General features: G+C 57.2%; 15 protein-coding genes, 1 other RNA gene and 4 pseudogenes. 10 read left to right on the top strand and 10 right to left on the bottom strand.

The genetic code is table 11. The features are described from left to right. Window positions 1–115 precede the first annotated feature (115 nt). Both glnK and amtB read left to right on the top strand, forming a co-directional pair. Window positions 116–454 carry a P-II family nitrogen regulator gene (gene glnK / locus GM30_RS07820; protein ID WP_038155077.1) on the top strand — a complete coding sequence of 113 codons (339 nt, stop codon included), beginning with the start codon at window positions 116–118 and terminating at the stop codon, window positions 452–454. A 30-nt stretch (window positions 455–484) separates the two neighbouring features. Continuing rightward, window positions 485–1,771 carry an ammonium transporter AmtB gene (amtB, locus tag GM30_RS07815; RefSeq protein ID WP_049848156.1) on the top strand — a complete coding sequence of 429 codons (1,287 nt, stop codon included), beginning with the start codon at window positions 485–487 and terminating at the stop codon, window positions 1,769–1,771. 38 nt (window positions 1,772–1,809) lie between these two features. Here amtB and tesB read toward each other — a convergent pair whose 3' ends face one another. Next, on the bottom strand, window positions 1,810–2,670 hold the full coding sequence (tesB, locus tag GM30_RS07810; protein WP_049848155.1) for an acyl-CoA thioesterase II: 861 nt from the start codon (window positions 2,668–2,670) through the stop codon (window positions 1,810–1,812). Window positions 2,671–2,883: 213 nt separating this feature from the next. Here tesB and GM30_RS07805 point away from each other — a divergent pair, with 213 nt between their 5' ends. Next, the gene (locus GM30_RS07805; protein WP_049848154.1) at window positions 2,884–3,456 is read left to right on the top strand and encodes a YbaY family lipoprotein; all 573 of its coding nucleotides are present in this window, start codon (window positions 2,884–2,886) and stop codon (window positions 3,454–3,456) included. Window positions 3,457–3,493: 37 nt separating this feature from the next. On the opposite strand, the gene GM30_RS07800 is transcribed toward GM30_RS07805, so the two are convergent. Next, on the bottom strand, window positions 3,494–3,805 hold the full coding sequence (locus GM30_RS07800; RefSeq protein ID WP_049848153.1) for an MGMT family protein: 312 nt from the start codon (window positions 3,803–3,805) through the stop codon (window positions 3,494–3,496). 188 nt (window positions 3,806–3,993) lie between these two features. On the opposite strand from GM30_RS07800, the gene ffs reads away from it, so the two are divergent. Continuing rightward, an RNA gene (gene ffs / locus GM30_RS24020) (signal recognition particle sRNA small type) lies at window positions 3,994–4,090 on the top strand. Window positions 4,091–4,124: 34 nt separating this feature from the next. Here ffs and GM30_RS07795 read toward each other — a convergent pair. After that, window positions 4,125–4,553 (bottom strand): GFA family protein, encoded by a 429-nt coding sequence (locus tag GM30_RS07795; protein ID WP_049848152.1) that lies wholly within the window; start codon window positions 4,551–4,553, stop codon window positions 4,125–4,127. 296 nt (window positions 4,554–4,849) lie between these two features. Between GM30_RS07795 and GM30_RS07790 the strand changes: the two genes are divergently transcribed. Together GM30_RS07790 and GM30_RS07785 are read left to right on the top strand one after the other, a co-directional pair. Further along, entirely contained in the window at window positions 4,850–5,098 is a 249-nt protein-coding gene (locus tag GM30_RS07790; protein ID WP_038155067.1) for a hypothetical protein, read from the top strand. Further along, window positions 5,095–5,310, top strand: a complete 216-nt coding sequence (locus GM30_RS07785; RefSeq protein WP_049848151.1) for a hypothetical protein — start codon at window positions 5,095–5,097, stop codon at window positions 5,308–5,310. The genes GM30_RS07790 and GM30_RS07785 overlap by 4 nt, the downstream gene beginning before the upstream one ends. A 132-nt stretch (window positions 5,311–5,442) precedes the next feature. Here the strand turns inward: GM30_RS07785 and GM30_RS07780 are convergent. Further along, window positions 5,443–6,716 (bottom strand): annotated as a pseudogene (locus GM30_RS07780) (aminotransferase-like domain-containing protein). An 87-nt stretch (window positions 6,717–6,803) separates the two neighbouring features. Between GM30_RS07780 and yczE the strand changes: the two are divergent. The 3 genes and pseudogenes from yczE (at window position 6,804) to GM30_RS07765 (ending at window position 10,962) form a co-directional block, all read left to right on the top strand. Further along, window positions 6,804–7,397 carry a membrane protein YczE gene (gene yczE, locus GM30_RS25470; RefSeq protein ID WP_049848150.1) on the top strand — a complete coding sequence of 198 codons (594 nt, stop codon included), beginning with the start codon at window positions 6,804–6,806 and terminating at the stop codon, window positions 7,395–7,397. Window positions 7,398–7,490: 93 nt separating this feature from the next. Further along, window positions 7,491–10,546 (top strand): annotated as a pseudogene (locus tag GM30_RS07770) (beta-galactosidase). A gap of 62 nt (window positions 10,547–10,608) precedes the next feature. After that, entirely contained in the window at window positions 10,609–10,962 is a 354-nt protein-coding gene (locus GM30_RS07765; protein ID WP_038155045.1) for a DUF1428 domain-containing protein, read from the top strand. A 45-nt stretch (window positions 10,963–11,007) separates the two neighbouring features. On the opposite strand, the pseudogene GM30_RS07760 reads toward GM30_RS07765, so the two are convergent. Beyond that, window positions 11,008–11,816 (bottom strand): annotated as a pseudogene (locus tag GM30_RS07760) (nickel/cobalt efflux transporter). Window positions 11,817–11,949: 133 nt separating this feature from the next. On the opposite strand from GM30_RS07760, the gene GM30_RS07755 reads away from it, so the two are divergent. Next, the gene (locus tag GM30_RS07755; RefSeq protein ID WP_049848149.1) at window positions 11,950–12,222 is read left to right on the top strand and encodes a metal/formaldehyde-sensitive transcriptional repressor; all 273 of its coding nucleotides are present in this window, start codon (window positions 11,950–11,952) and stop codon (window positions 12,220–12,222) included. Window positions 12,223–12,225: 3 nt separating this feature from the next. Here GM30_RS07755 and GM30_RS07750 read toward each other — a convergent pair. The 5 genes and pseudogenes from GM30_RS07750 to GM30_RS07730 form a co-directional block, all read right to left on the bottom strand. Next, window positions 12,226–12,724, bottom strand: a pseudogene (locus GM30_RS07750) (flavin reductase family protein). A gap of 39 nt (window positions 12,725–12,763) precedes the next feature. After that, window positions 12,764–14,323, bottom strand: a complete 1,560-nt coding sequence (locus tag GM30_RS07745; protein ID WP_049848148.1) for an EAL domain-containing protein — start codon at window positions 14,321–14,323, stop codon at window positions 12,764–12,766. A gap of 117 nt (window positions 14,324–14,440) precedes the next feature. Then, a complete protein-coding gene (locus GM30_RS07740; RefSeq protein WP_162212983.1) occupies window positions 14,441–15,100 on the bottom strand; it encodes a methionine ABC transporter permease in 660 nt (219 codons plus the stop codon). Beyond that, window positions 15,097–15,831: a methionine ABC transporter ATP-binding protein gene (locus GM30_RS07735; protein ID WP_049848146.1), complete on the bottom strand. Its 735-nt coding sequence runs from the start codon at window positions 15,829–15,831 to the stop codon at window positions 15,097–15,099. Before GM30_RS07735 ends, GM30_RS07740 begins: the two co-directional genes overlap by 4 nt. Beyond that, a complete protein-coding gene (locus GM30_RS07730) occupies window positions 15,828–16,634 on the bottom strand; it encodes a MetQ/NlpA family ABC transporter substrate-binding protein (RefSeq protein ID WP_049848145.1) in 807 nt (268 codons plus the stop codon). Before GM30_RS07730 ends, GM30_RS07735 begins: the two co-directional genes overlap by 4 nt. Window positions 16,635–16,650 lie beyond the last annotated feature (16 nt).

The following is a 16,650-nucleotide window of genomic DNA, read 5'->3' as shown; positions in this document are numbered from 1 at the left end:
CTTATCTGTCATCGCGGGGCGGCGCGCATCACGCCCGTTTTCTGCCCGTTTCATTTCTGGCATGCCCCTTGCTTTACTCTCCTGGACATCACCGTATTCTGACTGGAGAGGAACTATGAAGCTGGTTACCGTGGTAATCAAACCATTCAAACTTGAAGACGTTCGCGAGGCGCTGTCTTCCATTGGTATTCAGGGACTGACCGTCACCGAAGTGAAAGGCTTCGGACGCCAGAAAGGTCACGCCGAGCTTTATCGCGGCGCTGAATACAGCGTCAATTTCCTGCCCAAAGTAAAAATTGATGTGGCGATTGCTGACGATCAGCTCGACGAGGTGATCGATGTGGTCAGCAAAGCGGCCTACACCGGAAAAATTGGCGACGGCAAAATCTTCGTCGCCGAACTGCAACGCGTGATTCGCATTCGTACCGGCGAAGCCGACGAAGCGGCGCTCTAATTCCTGGTACACAGCGATAGGGATCGAAAAATGAAGATAGCTACGATGAAAACGGGCCTCGGGGCGCTGGCGCTGATGCCAGGCCTGGCGATGGCCGCACCGGCAGTTGCCGACAAAGCCGATAACGCCTTTATGATGATATGTACCGCGCTGGTGCTGTTTATGACGATTCCCGGCATTGCGTTGTTCTACGGCGGTCTGATTCGCGGCAAAAACGTGCTCTCAATGCTAACGCAGGTCGCCGTGACCTTCGCGCTGGTCTGCATTTTGTGGGTGGTTTACGGCTACACGCTGGCGTTCGGCACCGGTGGCAGCTTCTTTGGCAGCTTCGATTGGGTCATGCTGAAGAACATTCAGCTCACCGCGCTGATGGGCACCTTCTATCAATACATTCATGTGGCGTTCCAGGGTTCGTTTGCCTGTATCACCGTCGGCCTGATCGTCGGCGCGCTTGCCGAGCGTATCCGCTTCTCCGCCGTGCTGATTTTCGTGGTGGTGTGGCTGACGCTCTCCTACGTGCCGATTGCGCATATGGTCTGGGGCGGTGGTCTGCTGGCGGCTCACGGCGCGCTGGATTTCGCTGGCGGTACGGTCGTGCACATCAACGCCGCGATTGCGGGGCTGGTGGGCGCATACCTGATTGGCAAACGCGTGGGCTTTGGCAAAGAAGCGTTTAAACCGCATAACCTGCCGATGGTGTTTACCGGTACCGCGATCCTCTATGTTGGCTGGTTCGGCTTCAACGCCGGTTCCGCAAGCTCTGCAAACGAAATCTCCGCGCTGGCCTTCGTCAACACCGTCGTCGCGACGGCGGCAGCTATCCTCGGTTGGGTCTTTGGTGAATGGGCGCTGCGCGGTAAACCCTCGCTGCTGGGTGCCTGTTCTGGTGCGATTGCCGGTCTGGTTGCGGTTACGCCGGCCTGTGGTTACATCGGCGTTGGCGGCGCGCTGCTGCTCGGTATTGTGGCGGGGCTGGCAGGGCTGTGGGGCGTCACCGCGCTGAAACGCTGGCTGCGTGTGGACGATCCTTGCGACGTGTTCGGTGTCCACGGCGTCTGCGGCATTATCGGTTGCCTCCTCACCGGAGTCTTTGCCTCTACGTCGCTGGGTGGTGTCGGTTACGCAGAAGGCGTCACGATGGGGCATCAGGTGCTGGTGCAGCTGGAGAGCGTGGCGGTGACTATCGTCTGGTCCGGCGTCGTTTCGTATATCGGTTACAAGCTGGCGGATTTAACGGTCGGTCTGCGCGTACCGGAAGAGCAGGAACGCGAAGGGCTGGACGTCAACAGCCACGGCGAAAACGCCTACAACGCATAGCAGTGAAAAGCCTCCCGATGGGAGGCTTTTTCGTATCCTCAACCCCGGTTTCGCATCACGCCTTCCTGCACCGCAGAGGCAACCAGCACGCCGTCCTGGGTGTAAAACTCGCCACGCACAAAACCGCGGGCGCTGGAGGCGGAGGTGCTTTCCACGCTGTACAGCAGCCATTCGTTCATATTGAACGGACGGTGGAACCACATCGAGTGATCGATAGTTGCCACCTGCATCCCTTTTTCAAGAAAACCCACGCCGTGCGGCTGCAGGGCAACCGGCAGGAAGTTGAAATCGGAAGCGTAGCTCAGCAGGTACTGGTGAATGCGGAAATCTTCCGGCATGGTGCCGTTCGCGCGGATCCAGACCTGACGCTTTGGCTCGGCGACATGGCCCTTCAGCGGGTTATGAAATTCTACCGGACGGATCTCCAGTGGTTTATCACTCAAAAACTTTTCCTGCACTGCGGGTGGCAGCAGATGCGCCAGCGAACGGGCAATATCGGTTTCGGATTTCAGCGATTCCGGTGAGGGAGCAGGCGGCATTGGCATCTGGTGCTCATACCCGGGTTCCGGTGCCTGGAACGAGGCGGTCATGTAGAAGATGGGTTTGCCGTTCTGAATTGCCGCCACACGGCGAGCGCTGAAGCTGTTGCCATCGCGCAGCACTTCAACGTCATAAATAATCGGTTTAGCGCTGTCGCCGGGGCGCAGGAAATAGCTGTGGAACGAGTGCACCAGGCGGTCCGCGGGCACGGTCTCTTTCGCCGCGTACAGCGCCTGTCCCACGACCTGGCCGCCGAACACCTGACGTAAGCCAAGATCCTCGCTTTGGCCGCGAAACAGTCCCTCTTCAATCTTTTCCAGATTCAACAACGTCAGCAGGTTCGTTAATGCCAGACTCATAGATAACCTCAGTAATGGAAACGCGGCAGCATGAGAATAACCAGATTATAACGCAGAATCAAAAGCCGCCTGCCGGGTGCAATAGTCTGAATTGCAGGTCCTTTCCAGGCACAAATGTGAGATCTGTGCCACAATTATGCTCGTAAAGATTGTTCAGACCACTCAATCCGCAGGATTTACCTCTGTGGATGCATGGATGATAAGGAGAACATAATGAAACTCGTGCATATGTTAAGTGGTTTAGCGGTTGCGGTCGCACTGAGTGCCTGCGCAGATAAAAGCGCAGATATTCAGACCCCGGCGCCGAACCCCAATACGTCTGGTGTGGCTACACAACCCGCTATTCAGCAGCCTAATGTGTCAGGTACCGTCTGGATCCGGCAGAAAGTCGCCTTACCGCCGGATGCCGTGCTGACCGTGACGCTGTCTGATGCATCGCTGGCGGATGCGCCGTCGAAAGTGTTATCTCAGAAAGCCGTTCGTACCGAGGGTAAACAGGCGCCGTTCAGCTTCGTGCTGCCGTATAATCCGTCCGACGTTCAGCCGAATGCACGCATCCTGCTGAGCGCGGCGATCACTGTGAATGACCAGCTGGTGTTTATCACTGATACCGTTCAGCCAGTCATTAATAACGGCGGAACCAAAGCGGATCTGACGCTGGTGCCGGTTCAGCAAACGGCAATCCCGGTGCAGCCGAGCGGTGGTGCGGCAACGACGGTACCGTCCACGTCGCCTACCCAGGTGAGCCCGTCAAGCGCGACTCCTGCGCCGACGCAAATCCCGTAGTAAACTGCTTTCCAGCCCTCTCCGTGTGAGAGGGCTGTCAGTACACCCAACGATACTTCTGCATATCAATCTTCCCGCCGCCAGTAACCTGAACGCCTTCGGAAAGCAGCGCCTGTCGTTGTCGCTGTAAATCGGGACCGGTGAGCGAAATGGTGCCATGGCGATTGACTACACGGTGCCACGGCAGCGTAGAACCTTCAGGCAGACGTTTGAGCACACCGCCCACCTGGCGCGCAGCGCGTGGCGATCCTGCCAGCCGTGCGACATCACCGTAGGTGGTGACATAGCCTTCAGGGATAGAGGCGACGATTTGCCAGACTCGTTGCGGGAAGGTGTCGAGGGGGTCCATAGCACGTCCGGTAGCAGTGAAAAACACAGGATAAGCTACGGCTCCGCCATTGTGAAGGCAGTCCGCTGCGGGCGTTTTTGCCCGGTTGCACAATAATCCAGCATCCGGACCGCCCCGGCTTGCAATTGCCGGACTGCACAGGGATAATGCGCCAGCGCGTTGGTTATCAACGCTCTCAATGGGGGCTCTGTTGGTTCTCCCGCAACGCTACTCTGTTTACCAGGTCAGGTCCGGAAGGAAGCAGCCAGAGCAGACGACGTGTGTGCCGGGATGTAGCTGGCAGGGCCCCCACCCATTTCTGCGCTTCGTAATTTTTCCCTCATGCTTTTTTGTCTGACACCTCTGCAGGCGAATAATGAAGATACCCTGCTGTACCGCCTCCGCCGTCAGACGGATGATGGACGCCATTGGACACGACCACTTCCCGGAAATCGAAGGGCGAAACGCCTTCGATGCAGGCGACGTTAACGCCGTACTGATCGGGATTTGAACGCCGCTGGTGGAACGTGTAGATGCCGCATACCGAGCAGAAATAGTGCGCAGCCTGGCGAGTGTTAAAACGGTACTCCGTTAACTTGTCTTTCCCTTTGAGAACTTCTATGCCCGACAGCGGCGCCGACACGACAACCGCGCCACGCATGCGGCAAAACGAGCAATTGCAGCGACGAATTGTGCGATATCCGTCAGATAATTGAACAGAAAAGACCACTGCGCCGCAGTGGCATTTCGCGAGTAATTTTTCTGGCATCGTTTCTCTCTCCGAATGTAAGTCTGAAAGATAATAACTCCGGTAATTATAGGATCTTAATGAAGTTTGCTACGTTGAATTGATGTCTGGTTACTCATTATCTATAGCATCAATAAAATACGTTGTCATATTATTGAAATAATATTGTCATAATGCCGTCATTATTTCGTCATAAATAACGGGCAGAGTGACTATTGGCGTATTCTTTTCAGGTATAAGCAAAAAATATATCACTGGAACAACGTGTTAACTTAGTGTATTAAATATCTGATATTTTAATACGGGGACGCGTTAACATGGCCACTGTAGTGTTGAATGTTAAAATTGACGAAGCCTTGAAAGAAAGACTCCGCCATTATGCAGAAGTCAATAACGAGAATTTGAGTACAGCAACAGAGAAACTGCTGCTGCTTGCCTTCGAAGCGGCAGAAGAGGCGGGAGTATCAGAAGATGACGTTGACAGCCAGCACACCGAAGAAGATGTAACTCCTTTTACTCCTAAAGAAATTAAAGCGTTACGCAAACTTCTGAAGAAGAAAAAATGAAACAGCAACTCTCAACAGCCAGCAACTATAACGAAGCCTGTGAGCTGCTACGCTCCGGTTACGTTAAACATGTTCGACTGAACTGGAATGTCGGTAGCGATGAGTTTTTTCGCATTGCGTCTGACTGGTGCGATACCGGCGCGAAAATCAAAAAAGACGGCGATGGTTTTATTATCTCGCTGAAAGGCTTTCCCATCCCACGGCAACACTAATCCTGTCATCTTTCTTTCACAGAAAGAAGAGACGATAAGGTGTAATTAATCACGCTAATCATCTCATATTCATCACGGATGGTGATTCAGACGAACTCTTCGGAGTTCGTCAATTTCTCTTTTCGTCTGCAACTATATTATTTTACGCATCCGCATCATATTATGTTGCCCCGCCAGTGAATTCCATAATGGCTGTAAGGTATTAAATGCCGCACGCAATGCGTTATCTTCCAGCGTAAAGGGAATCCGTAAATAACGATCAAACGCGCCTGCCATCCCAAAGCGAGTCCCTGTGCCCAGATGGATGCCTGTACTTTCCGCGCGGGCGGCAAACAGCGTTGCCAGCATATCCGGCAGCTCCACCCAGAAAGAAAGACCGCCGTCCGGTTGCGTAAAACGCCACTGTGGAAAAATCTCCTCCATCAGCTGGCGGCACATGTCCCGCCGGGTCTTGAGCATCTGGCGACGCGCAGGCAGCAGCGTTGACGCGTTTTCCAGTAGCCAGCAGGAGGCAAGCTGTTCCAGCAGCGGCGAACCGAGATCCAGCGTGTCACGTGTTTGAATTAATGACGCGATGGTACGAGAGGACGCGCGGATCCAGCCCAGCCGCAGTCCGCCCCAGAAACTTTTTCCCGCTGACCCGAGCGTAATCACTGGCGCGTCGGTGTTGAATGCCGCCAGCGGTGGCGGTGGGGGCGCGTTGTACCACAAATCCACCATCGTCTCGTCGATCACCAGCGTGGTGCGGGAGCGGGCGGCGAGATCTGCGACGCGCTGCCGCGTGACGCTGTCCATGCAGCGGCCGGTGGGGTTATGGAAATCGGGCATCAGGTAGGCCAGTCGCGGCGCGGTTTGTGCAAATGTTGCGGTGAGGCCGTCCACATCCCACCCCTGTTCCGGCAACGCGACGCCAACCGGGCGGCAGGACGCTCCCTGAATGGCAGCAATCGCCAGCGGATAGGTCGGGTTATCCACCACCACGCGATCGCCCGGCCCGGTCAGGTGACGCAGGATCAGCGCCAGCCCGCTGACGGCGCCGTTCACAATCATCACTTCGTCGGCGCGCGTTGGAAGCCCGCGTTCGCCATAGCGCCGGGCGATGGCGTCACGCAGGGCAAACAGCCCCTGCTGATCGTAGCCGGTGCTGGTGAGATGCTGCGGTAACACAGTCAGCGCATGGTTGAACGCCTGATGGATTTCCGGCCCGGCAGCCAGTGCGGCGGTGGAGAGATCCAGCGCCTGCGTGGCGGACATNNCAAGCGGCTGTCCAGCGCCAGCCGACCGTCGAGGATCAACAGGCGCAGCGCATCGGCAAGCTGCCGCCATAGCGGAGTGCGCGAGGCGGTTTCCTGCCAGTGGCCAAGCAGGCGCACCAGCGATTGTGTTCCGGAACGACGAGGTGACATAGCAGTCCACTTTGTAAAAACTGGTCATTAATCATAATGCCATTTTTGCGCATGATGAAAGCATAACGTGGTTAGCAGAGGTAAGAAATGGGGCGTCGTTTGATTCAACTGTATACTGGCCTGGTCTTGTATGGCGTCTCTATCGCGCTGTTCGTGCGTGCCGATTTGGGGCTGGATCCCTGGGATGTGTTTCATCAGGGCGTGTCGTATTTGCTGTCGATGAAAATCGGCCAGGTGGTGATTCTCACCGGCGTGCTGGTGTTGCTGCTGTGGATCCCGCTGCGGCAACGCCCCGGGCTCGGCACCATCAGTAACGTTATTGTGCTGGGGCTGGTGGCGGACGCGACGCTGGCCGTTGTTTCGCCCGTGACCTCGATGACCATTCGCATCACGTTGCTGATCTCTGCCGTGGTGATGAATGCGCTGGCCACCGCGCTCTATATCGGCGCCGGGTTTGGCGCGGGCCCGCGCGACGGGCTGATGACCGGGCTTCATGCGCGCACCGGCTGGTCGGTTCGGGCGATTCGGACCTGCATTGAGCTGTCCGTGCTGCTGATTGGCTGGTTGCTGGGCGGTTCAATCGGCGTGGGAACCGTATTCTATGCGCTGGCGATTGGCCCGCTGATCCAGCTGTGCCTGCCGTGGTTTGTTCGTCTTCCCGCCAGGCCGACGCCGGCGTGATCTGACTCTCCTCCTGTGCGTGCGCCGCTTTACCCGCACCGCCGAAAACGGCAATGTGGCAGAAGTTTTTTCGCGCACCATGATGAGGACAACATGACACAACTTCAGACGCTGCTGGCGCGCCGGGACTGGGAAAATCCGCAGGTCACTCACTGGCACCGACTTCCCGCTCACGCGCCGTTTAACAGCTGGCGCGATCTGCAATCGGCCTGTAGCGATGCGCCTTCAGCCTCACGGTGTTCGCTTAATGGCGACTGGCAATTTTCGTTTTTTACGGCGCCGGACGCGGTGCCTGAACACTGGCTGAATCAGGACTGTGACGATGCGGTGGCGATGCCGGTGCCGTCAAACTGGCAGATGCAGGGGTTTGATACGCCGATCTACACCAACGTCACCTAGGGTCACGCCGCCGCAGGTTCCTGCGGATAATCCCACCGGCTGTTACTCACGCACAATAGACGTCGACGCGGCGTGGCTGGCAAGCGGTCAGACGCGCATTATTTTCGACGGCGTGAACTCGGCGTTTCATCTCTGGTGCAACGGGCGCTGGATTGGCTATTCCCAGGACAGCCGTCTGCCCGCCGAGTTTGATTTGAGCGACGTGCTGAAACCCGGCAGCAACCGGCTGGCGGTGATGGTGCTGCGCTGGTGCGACGGCAGCTATCTGGAAGATCAGGATATGTGGCGGATGAGCGGCATTTTCCGTGACGTCACCCTGCTGCACAAACCCCGCACGCAAATTGCCGATTTCCATATCGAAACGCAACTGAGCGCCGGTTTTCACCACGCCACGCTGGCNGACGTTACAGGGCGACGCGATGGCGGATGCGCAGGCGGAAGCCACGCTGTGGTGGGGCGATACGCCGGTGAGGCGTCAGCGCCAGCGCCCCGGCAGCGACATTGTTGATGAGCGTGGCAACTGGGTGGAACGCCTGACGCTCTCGCTCCCCGTCGAGAAACCGCATTTGTGGAGCGCCGAACAGCCGAATCTCTACCGACTGGTGGTGGCGCTGTATGACGCGCAGGGTCAGTTGCTGGAAAGTGAAGCCTGCGACGTGGGCTTTCGTCATGTGGCGATCGACAACGGCCTGCTTAAACTCAACGGTAAACCATTGCTGATCCGCGGCGTCAACCGCCACGAGCATCACCCGGAAAAGGGCCAGGTGGTGGATGAAGCCACCATGCGCCGCGATATCGAACTGATGAAGCAGCACAATTTTAATGCTGTGCGCTGTTCGCATTATCCTAACCATCCCCTCTGGTACACGCTCTGTGACCGCTATGGATTGTACGTCGTGGATGAGGCCAATATCGAAACCCATGGCATGGTGCCGATGAGCCGTCTGGCGGACGATCCGCAGTGGCTGCCCGCGATGAGCGAACGCGTAACCCGCATGGTGGCGCGCGATCGTAACCATCCGTCGATCATCATCTGGTCGCTGGGCAATGAGTCCGGGCATGGTGCTAATCACGATGCGCTGTACCGCTGGCTGAAAACCACCGATCCCACGCGCCCGGTGCAGTACGAAGGCGGCGGCGCGAACACCGCGGCGACGGATATCGTCTGCCCGATGTATGCGCGGGTCGATCAGGATCAACCGTTCCCGGCGGTGCCGAAATGGTCAATCAAAAAATGGGTAGGATTGCCCGGTGAAACGCGGCCGCTGATCCTCTGCGAATATGCGCACGCGATGGGTAACAGCGTCGGTGGCTTCGCAAAATACTGGCAGGCGTTTCGTGCCTATCCCCGGTTGCAGGGTGGGTTTGTCTGGGACTGGGTGGATCAGGCGCTGACCAAAACCGATGCCGACGGCAGGCCGTTCTGGGCCTACGGAGGCGATTTTGGCGACACGCCAAACGATCGCCAGTTCTGTATGAATGGTCTGGTATTTCCCGACCGCACGCCCCACCCGGCGCTGTACGAAGCGCAGCGCGCACAGCAGTTTTTCCAGTTTCGCTTGCTGAGTACCTCGCCGCTGGTGGTGGAGGTCGAAAGCGAATTCCTGTTCCGCACCAGCGATAACGAACAGTTGCGCTGGTGGGTTGAACGCGACGGCGAACGGCTGGCGGAAGGTGAGTATGCGCTCACTCTTGCGCCACAGGGGACGCAACAGTTTACGCTGTCGATGCCTGCGTTTTCTGCCGCGCCGGGTGAGATCTGGCTCAATATGGAGGTGTATCAGAATGCGGCCACCGACTGGTCACCGGCGGCGCATCGTTGTGCCTGGGATCAATGGCAGCTACCATCACCGCTGGCGCTACCTGAGCCGCTTCCGGTGGGCGTTGCGCCCGGCCTGCACATCAGCGACGCGTTTTACGATATCACTCACTCGCAACAGCGCTGGCGATTCTGCCGCGAAAGCGGCGATCTCATCCAGTGGTGGCGTAACGAACAGCCCACATTGCTGAGCCCGTTGCGCGATAACTTTACCCGCGCGCCGCTGGACAACGACATCGGCGTCAGCGAGGCCGCCCGTATCGATCCCAACGCCTGGGTGGAACGCTGGAAAGCCGCCGGGCTGTACCAGATGACGTCACGACTGTTTAGCTGCCAGGCACAAACTGCCGGGGCAGAGGTGATTATTGAGACGCAACAGGCCTGGTGTTATCAGGACAAACCGCTGTTTATCAGCCAGAAACGCTGGCGCATCGACGGGCAGGGGATGTTGCATGGCGAGGTGGACGTGCAGGTCGCCACAGATATTCCGCCGCCCGCGCGGATTGGTCTGCATTGCCAGCTGGCTGAAACTGCTGCGGAGGTCAGTTGGCTGGGTCTGGGACCGCATGAAAACTACCCGGACCGTAAGCTGGCGGCGCGGCAGGGGCGCTGGACGTTACCGCTGGCCGATCTGTATACGCCATATGTGTTCCCGTCGGAAAACGGTTTGCGGTGTGATACCCGCGAACTGCAGTTTGGTGCGCACAGCTGGCAGGGCGCGTTCCATTTTGGCCTCAGCTGCTACAGCCAGCGTCAATTGCATGACAGCACGCATCGCCATCTGTTGCAGGAAGAGCCAGGCGCCTGGCTCAATCTGGACGCGTTTCACATGGGCGTGGGCGGGGATGACTCGTGGAGCCCCAGTGTGTCGCCGGAGTATTTACTGCCACAGCGGCGCGTGCATTACGCGTTTAGCTGGCATCAGAACTAAACTTATCAACGCCAGATGCGGCCAGACCCGCTGGCCGCACTGCTCACTTCGGAGGTTCTCTCATGAAGTATGTTGATGGTTTTGTTGTTGCCGTACCGGCGAAAAATAAGGAGGAATATCGCCAGATGGCGGCTAAAGCGGCGCCGTTATTTAAGGAATTTGGCGCCACCCGCGTGGTGGAATGTTGGGCAGATGATGTGCCGGATGGCAAGCTGACCGACTTCCGCATGGCGGTGAAAGCGGAGGACGACGAAGAGGTGGTTTTCAGTTGGATTGAGTACCCCTCGAAAGAGGTGCGCGACGCCGCGAACGCCAAAATGATGGCCGACCCGCGGATGAAGGAGTTCGGCGAGACGATGCCGTTTGACGGCAAGCGCATGATCTACGGCGGTTTCGCGCCACTTCTCGACGAGTAGCTTGCCTCTGGCTGTGCGGCGTGACCGCCAGCCAGTTGACGTCTTTTACCGAATTCCGTTCAGGCCGTGCAGCATCATGTAAATCCCGACCGCAATGATCAGCACACCGGAGATCCAGGGCGCTTTCTGCGAAAACTCACCAAACCCTTTCCAGCGTGTTGAGACGTGCTTCAGGCTCAGCGCTGCTATCGCACCAGAAGCGACCAGCGTTAACGCCAGCCCGACGCTAAAACTGAGCACCAGCGTTGCGCCCNTTTCAGCTGCAGGCAAATCAATAATACGGTGATCGACGCCGGGCAGGGGATTAACCCGCCAGTCAGGCCAAACAGCGCGATCTGCCCGGTGGTCACGTTCTGCCCCTGAAAGCGGTGGTTGATCTCTTTCGCATGGGCGAAGGCGTGCGCGTCCAGCCCTTCAGCCGTGACCAGTTCATCGTGATGATGGTGATGATGATGATGGTGATCGTGGTCATGGTCATGGTCATGATCATGGTCGTGATGATGATCGTGCGGCTGCGTCGCGCGCCAGGTGCGCCACAGCATCCAGATGGCGATCAGAATGATCACGATCCCGGAAATGAGCTGGAACCAGGGTTCTGAGGTTTGCGCGTCCCAGCCACGACCAAACCACATGCCCGCCATGGCAATGACCCAGACAACGAGTGTGTGCGATACCGTTGCCGCCAGCCCGAGCAGAACCGCCTGCCGGAGCGTTCCCCGTATCGCCACAATAAACGCGGCCATCATGGTTTTAGAGTGGCCGGGTTCCAGACCGTGCAGTGCACCGAGTACAATCGCGCTGGGAATGAACAGCCAGGCATTTCCCTGCTGAAGCAATGAGGAAAAGTCGTTCATAAAAAAGATCCTTACCATAACGTGGCGTCATCATACTCCCCCTGAGTATAATTATACTACCCCCCAGTAGAAAAATACGCCGGAAGGGGAGAGCATGATATGCTGGCAACAGAATTAACAGCAGGATCCCGCTATGTCGCATACCGTTCGTCACAAGAAGATGTTATTGACTCGCCTGAAGAAAATTCAGGGGCAGAGCACCGCGCTGGAAAAAATGCTCAACCGCGAGCATGAATGTTCAGAGGTCCTGCAACAGCTGGCCGCGATCCGCGGGGCGGTAAACGGCATGATGTTGCAGGTGATCCAGGGGCATCTGACCGATCATGTGGTGAAAGAATCCGCCGAGGAACAGCGCGAGGCGGATCTTGACATCGTAATGCAGGTGATCAAATCCTATCTGAAATAGGATTTACGACACTTTGGTAAACAGCTTGCGGCGGTCAACCACCTCGCCATCCGTGCGGAACAGCCCGCCGCCCGCGTAATGCAGCGTCTGCGGCCATTCAGGCTCCGGTTTGACGCGGGCCGCCACCACTTCGAAAATAAAAAAGTTGTAGTTATCGACCAGCGCATCGTCATATAACCGGCACTCAAAACTGCCGTGGCATTCGGCGATCGCGCTGGCATGCACCTGTTCACATTTTTCTGCTGTCAGGCCAAATTCAGCGAATTTATCGACATGATCACCGTCACAGTTGCCGATTTTCGCCACCGTGTCGGCCATGCTGAGATCGGGAAGGTTGATTACGCATTCGCCGCTCTGGCGGATCATGTCAAAGCTGATATTACCGGCGGAGATCATGCAGCCAATCAGCGACGGGGAAAATTCCAGAATCGTGTGCCAGCCGAGGGTCATANGCCCCCAGCCAGTGGCGGACGTCATGTAACGGCCAGGGTTTCTTTTGCATCATGGTTAATCCTCATCAGGAGAACACCATGACAGAGGCTCACGGTGTTCTGAGGTTCTCTTCTGCCCACAGAATAAACTCTGCTTTGGGCAGCGCCTTACTGTACAACCAGCCCTGACCGTACTGCACACCATGCGCCCGCAGCCAGTCGCGCTGGGCTGTCGTTTCCACACCTTCGGCGACCATCGCCAGCTTCAGCGATTTTGCCATCTCAATAATATGCGGCGTCACTTGCTTATATTCCAGCGCATCAACAAAAGACTTATCGATTTTGAGCGTGTCCACGTCCAGATCCTGCAAATAGCGCAGGCTGGAATAGCCAGTGCCGAAATCATCAATATAGATGGCGTGGCCGTTTTTACGATAGTGAGTCAGCACGGGCAGCGTTGCTTTCGGATCGGCAAATCCGCGTTCGGTCAGCTCAAGGGCAATTTGCGACGGCGTCACCTGCCAGTGATTAAGCTGTCTGCTGATGAACGCCGCCAGCGCGGGCGACAGTAAATCCTCCACCGACAGGTTAATTGAGACGTGAAAGTCCGGGTGCTGTTGCAGCCATTTGCCCAGATCCTGGAAGACGTTGGTAATGACCCGTTCGGTGAGCCGGGTGATAAGGCCGGTTTGCTCCGCCAGCGGAATAAAAATCTCCGGGGAAAGCCAGCTGCCGTCCGGTTGCTGCCAGCGCGCCAGCGCTTCAGCACCGACGATTTTTCCGCTGCTCAGCGACACAATCGGCTGGTAATGAACGGAAATATCGTTGGCGTTGATCGCATCCAGCATCCGGTGATGGGGCGACTGCAAACGGCGCAGCAGACGCACAATAAAAAAGCAGGTCAACAGGCTGACCAGCACACCAATCGGCATCCATACCAGCAACTGACGATGCCACTGCACCGCCAGCGGCGTAACAGATGACCAGGTGAGGACCGCCAGACCGAGATCCGGATATTCCCGCAGATTATAAAGTGAGCTTTTGTTTTCCAGCGTCGACAGATTCTCTTTCGTCATTTGCCGCCAGACGGCCATGTCTACGGGCTGTGTTGAGGCAATCACCCGCTCACTTTTGCTGCCAATCAGCGCGGCTTCAATGTCATTGACGCCTGCCGGGAGAACATCAATCAGCGAGGCAGGGTCAATCATCACCATGTAATTTCCTGATCCCAGTGCGCCCATCACATGCTGCATGCCGAGATCATTTTTCTGCGTCAGCCAGGCCTTGTAGCCGTCTGGCGTCACGCGATCGGGCGGAGGGAAGGTGATGTCCTGGCTGTGATGTTCGAGCGAAGAACATTGCGGAACGCCGTTGTCGGTCCACAATACTTCCTGAACATAGCGGTAAACGTAGGAGATTTGGCGCATTGACCGTAAATGCGCTGTGCTGCAGGGAGCTCCGGTGAATTTATTCGCCTGAACCAGCGCCTCTTTGGCCTGTTGCGTCACCAGATTCGTGCGCATCAGCACCCGTTCGGTGTACGAATTCAGCTCCTGAATAAAATCTTCATTGGCCTGACGATGGGCCAGCCAGACGCTGAGCAGAATGGGAACAAACACAGACAGGATCAAAACCGCTGTTACCAGGCTCACCAGATGTCGCGTCGTCACGGAGCTTCCCTTCTAAAAGGCTGATATAAGTAAAACTATTATACGCGATGGTGAAAAATACTGCCGTCGGGAAGGGGAAAATGAGCGCGCCGTCAGGGCTCGCTCATCACAGAAGGGTTAGCGACGATGCGCCAGCGAGCGCACCAGCCGATCGCCTGCCATTTGCACGCCCTGCACCAGCAGCACCAGAATGGCGACGGTGCCGAACATAATCTCATTATTGAAACGCTGATAGCCGTAGCGGATCGCCAGATCGCCCAGCCCACCACCGCCAATGACGCCTGCCATCGACGAGAAACCGATCAGCATCACCACTGTTAAGGTGATAGCCGCCAGCAGCGATGGTAGCGCCTCGGGCAGCAGCGCTTTGGCGATCACCTGCCACAGATTGCCACCCATCGACAGAATCGCCTCAATGCGGCCGTAATCCACTTCATCCAGCGCGTTTTCCGTCAGGCGTGCAAAAAACGGAAACGCGCCAATGGTGACCGGAACAATGGCGGCGGTGCTGCCAAGCGTGGTGCCGACCAGCAGACGCGTGAAAGGGATCATGGCGATCAGCAGGACAATAAACGGCAGTGAACGACCCACGTTAATGACCGCCCCCAGCACGGCGTTGATTTTTGGCAGCGGCAGCAGCCCGTCGCGGCGCGACACGAACAGCAGTACGCCAAGTGGCAGGCCGATCAGCACCGTGAACAGCGCGGCAAATCCCACCATATACAGCGTCTCCAGGGTGCCGTTAAGCAGCACCGGCCACAGATCTTCCCAGCTCATGCGACTCCCCATAACAGCCTCCTGTCGACGTTGTGACGCGCCAGAAAGCGCCGCTCGGCGTCCGGATCGGCCAGCAGCGCCTGGCGCAGACGCGACCACGGCGACAGCAACAGATCGGCAATGCGCCCGCCTTCAATCAGTTCGCCATTTTCCAGCAAGGCAGCGTGATCGCAGAGGGTTTTGACCACTTCCAGTTGATGAGTGATCAGCACAATGGTCAATCCGAGCTGCTGGTTAATCTGCTCCAGCAGGGAGAGCACCGAGGCGGTGGTTTCCGGATCGAGCGCGCTGGTCGCTTCGTCGCACAGCAGCACATCGGGCCGCGCTGCCAGCGCTCTGGCGATGCCCACACGCTGTTTCTGCCCGCCGGATAGCTGCGACNCCTGCCGCTGGGCTTTCGCCACGCCGGCAATTTCCAGCGGCACGGCGATGTTATCGGCGACGTTGCGCGCATGCAGTAAATTGAAGTGCTGAAAAATCATCCCTGTACGCAGCCGGTGAGCCCGCAGTGCACGGCTGTCAAACAGGCCGATGTCATCGCCGTCGAACAAAACACGGCCCGCCGTGGGCCGCTCCAGCCTATTCAGACAACGGATCAGGGTGCTCTTGCCCGCACCACTACGGCCAAGAATGCCGTAGATGGCGCCACGCGGGATCTCGAGCGATATGTCCTGAAGTGCCGGTCGGCCTGTTCCGGCATACTGCTTGCTCAGCCCTTCAATCTGGATCATGACTGCGGCGTCGCGACCGGGATCACCGAGCCGTTGTAATGCTGACGGATGAACTCCGCCACCTGCGGTGAGGCCAGATCTTTCGCCAGCTCTTTAATGCGCGGATCGTTCTCCAGTTGCGGCGTGGTGACCAGAATATTGGCGTACGGATTATGCTCCGCTTTCTCCAGCCCCAGTGCGTCTTTTGCTGGCGACAGACCCGCTTCCAGCGCGTAGTTGCCGTTGATCACGGCGAGGTCAACGTCGTCCAGCGAGCGCGGGATCTGCGGCGATTCAATCTCCAGGATCTTCAGTTTTTTCGGGTTATCGACGATGTCTTTCGGCGTCGCCAGCGTGGTGGCCGGATCGGTGAATTTCGCGTTGAGCTTAATCAGCCCCTGACTTTGCAGCAGAAACAGTGAGCGGCTCAGGTTGGTGGCGTTATTCGGTACGGCAACCGTTGCGCCATCGGGCAGCGTTTTAAAATCTTTATGCTTGTGGGAATAAATGCCGAGCGGTTCAATGTGTACTGTCGCGGCGACGGCAAAGGTTTTACCCAGCGCCTTTTCCTGATCTTTCAGATAAGGCAGATGCTGGAAGTAGTTGGCGTCCACGTCGCCATTGGCCAGCAGTTCATTGGCGTTCACGCCGCTGGTCAGTTCGACGACTTGCAGATCCAGTTTCGGATCCTGCTTTTTGATGAAGTTGAGGATTTCGGCATGCGGAACCGGATCGGCTGCGATGCGTAATGCGTCGGCCTGCGCGCCCCATGCCAGTGAAAGCGCCAGCGTAACCCCTGCCAGTTTGAAAGCGGCATTTTTCATGATGTTTTTTCCTGTT

The sequence above is a fragment of the Trabulsiella odontotermitis genome (assembly GCF_001188485.1).
In the GTDB taxonomy this organism is placed as follows: Bacteria; Pseudomonadota; Gammaproteobacteria; order Enterobacterales; family Enterobacteriaceae; genus Trabulsiella; species Trabulsiella odontotermitis_A.
The sequence above is the reverse complement of the archived record's forward strand: the minus strand, read 5'-3'. Positions and strand labels throughout refer to the sequence as shown.